The sequence below is a fragment of the Cedecea sp. VD22 genome, from assembly GCF_037150195.1.
Classification (GTDB): domain Bacteria; phylum Pseudomonadota; class Gammaproteobacteria; order Enterobacterales; family Enterobacteriaceae; genus Cedecea.
Genome location: NZ_JBBCPX010000072.1, coordinates 1 through 257 on the forward strand (window position 1 = coordinate 1; position 257 = coordinate 257).

Sequence of the window (257 nt, forward strand, 5' to 3'; positions counted from 1 at the left end):
CATATCACCTTACCGACGCTTATCGCAGATTAGCACGTCCTTCATCGCCTCTGACTGCCAGGGCATCCACCGTGTACGCTTAGTCGCTTAACCTCACAACCCGAAGGTGTCTCGTAAGACACAATCGATATTGTGAAAATTTGAGAGACTCGAACATGTCTTAACCTCATTCTTTATTACGGAAGAATGAGACGACATGTCGTTTCAATTTTCAGCTTGTTCCGGATTGTTAAAGAGCAAATATCTCAAACATGACT

1 rRNA gene is annotated in these 257 nt (G+C 43.6%); it reads right to left on the reverse strand.

Annotated features, from left to right (window positions below):
• Window positions 1-93 (reverse strand): 23S ribosomal RNA (locus tag WFK85_RS23530); the annotation flags it as partial.
• Window positions 94-257 lie beyond the last annotated feature (164 nt).